The organism is Clostridium sp. CAG:43 (assembly GCF_000434655.1).
In the GTDB taxonomy this organism is placed as follows: Bacteria; Bacillota; Clostridia; order Lachnospirales; family Lachnospiraceae; genus Otoolea; species Otoolea fessa.
The window spans coordinates 39,728-41,571 of sequence record NZ_FR895107.1; the positions used below are offsets into that span (position 1 = coordinate 39,728).

1 protein-coding gene is annotated in these 1,844 nt (G+C 43.0%); it reads left to right on the forward strand.

From position 1 onward, the window contains the following. The first annotated feature begins 274 nt into the window (after positions 1 to 274). Positions 275 to 1,573: a dicarboxylate/amino acid:cation symporter gene (locus QVO97_RS10265; RefSeq protein ID WP_022360231.1), complete on the forward strand. Its 1,299-nt coding sequence runs from the start codon at positions 275 to 277 to the stop codon at positions 1,571 to 1,573. The last annotated feature ends 271 nt before the right edge of the window (positions 1,574 to 1,844 follow it).

The following is a 1,844-nucleotide window of genomic DNA, read 5'->3' on the forward strand; positions in this document are numbered from 1 at the left end:
AAGAAGCGGGTAAAAGCAAAAAAACTTTTACCCGCTTTTAGTATTTTACAGAAAACAGCACGGAACTGATTTGCAAAAATAAAATTGTTCTTATTGTGGAGACAATACCTAAAAAGTAAGTCAGAACTAACTCTGTATCACTGAATTATTATAACTTATTCGCAATCCGATATATTTGTTTATAAGAATCATGCTTTTTGATAGTATATAGTCAAACCTCATGAGGAGCGAGAAACAAGAAACAGAAAACCATTACATAAGGGGGTATTACAACATGGCGGGGAAAACAAAAAATGGGGCGGAGAAAAAAGAGACTCCGTTGTACGTGAAAATATTCATTGCATTGTTTGCAGGTATCGCGTTTGGTTACGTCTTAAATTTTATGGGCGGCGTGGAGAATGAGATCATTAACGGATATGTCCTTCCGTTCTTCCAGTTCATTGGAGATTTGTTTATCAAGTTGATCAAGATGATTGTCGTTCCGCTGGTGTTCTTCTGTATCATCGACGCGGCACTTTCGCTGGGCGATATCAAGAAACTTCGAAGCATCGGTGTTAAAACCATCATCTGGTTTTTAGCAACGGGCGGTATTTCAGCAACCATCGGTCTGATACTTGCCAATATCATCAAACCTGGGCGCGGCTTGCAGCTGGGAACGGCAGAGACAGCAATGGAAGTGAAAGAACTTCCGGGTATCTACCAGACACTGCTCGACTTAATCCCGTCCAACCCATTCCAGGCACTGACAAGCGGCGAGATGATGCAGATTATCGTCTTCTCCCTGTTCCTTGGATTTGCCATCATCAGCATCGGCAAGGAAGCGCAGCAGTTATGTGACATTATCAGCCTCTGTTCACGGACGATGTTTAAGGTTATCGATATGATTCTTGGAATTATCCCTTACGGTGTATTCAGTTTGATGACTGTAGCACTTGCGAAATATGGCGTTGCCATCTTCGGACCGGTTCTGAAATTCATCTTAACCGATTATCTTGCCTGCATCATCATGAGTACTGTTGGATACGGCATTTTCCTTACCGTGATTGGAAAGGTAAATCCGATGAAGTTCTGGCGCAAAGCGTTTGAACCTTGGATGATCGCATTTAGTACCTGTACTTCTTCAGCAGCTCTTCCGGTATCAATGGAAGTAGCACCGAAGAAGATGGGCGTTCCGAGAGATATTGCGAGTTTCGTACTTCCACTTGGATGTACCGCTCAGATGAACGGAACGTGTGCATACTTTGGTATCGTTGTTCTCTTTGCCGCACAGCTGTACGGCGTAGAGTTAAGTATTCAGCAGCAGATTATGCTGGTTGTACAGGCAACATTCTTAAGCGTTGGCTGTGCAGCAACTCCGCAGATTGGTCTGGTTATTAGCTTAACCCTGATGACGCAGATGGGACTTCCGCTGGATGCATACGCACTGGTGGCTGGAATCTATCGTATTATCGACCAGATTCACACATCTACTAACTCTGTAGGCGACCTGGTAGCGTCTGTCTGCATTTCTCAGATGGAGGGTGAACTGGATCACGAGATTTTCAATCAGGAAGAAGCCAAAAAGGCAGCTTGAGTTTTAGAAAGAGACATCCCGGATTCGTATGAAATGTGGAATATATCTGGGCAGTAGTTATGTATGAAACCCGGAAAGCTGGGAAACGACAAATTTGTGCAGAACGTGAATCAAAGATGGAATATGGACCCCCCCGGTTCTGAAAAGTCCACGTTTTCCGGATAAAAAGGAAAAAAACAGAAATAATTCCCACTTGCAAAGGTGAAAAAATTTAAGGGAACCAGACAAAACAAGAAAAGGAGATTAAAACTATGAGTGATAACAGAATTAT

What these genes read in the sequence shown, in the direction of transcription:
- QVO97_RS10265 (WP_022360231.1), top strand. Translation starts at nt 275, where the DNA reads ATGGCGGGGAAAACAAAAAATGGGGCGGAGAAAAAAGAGACTCCGTTG.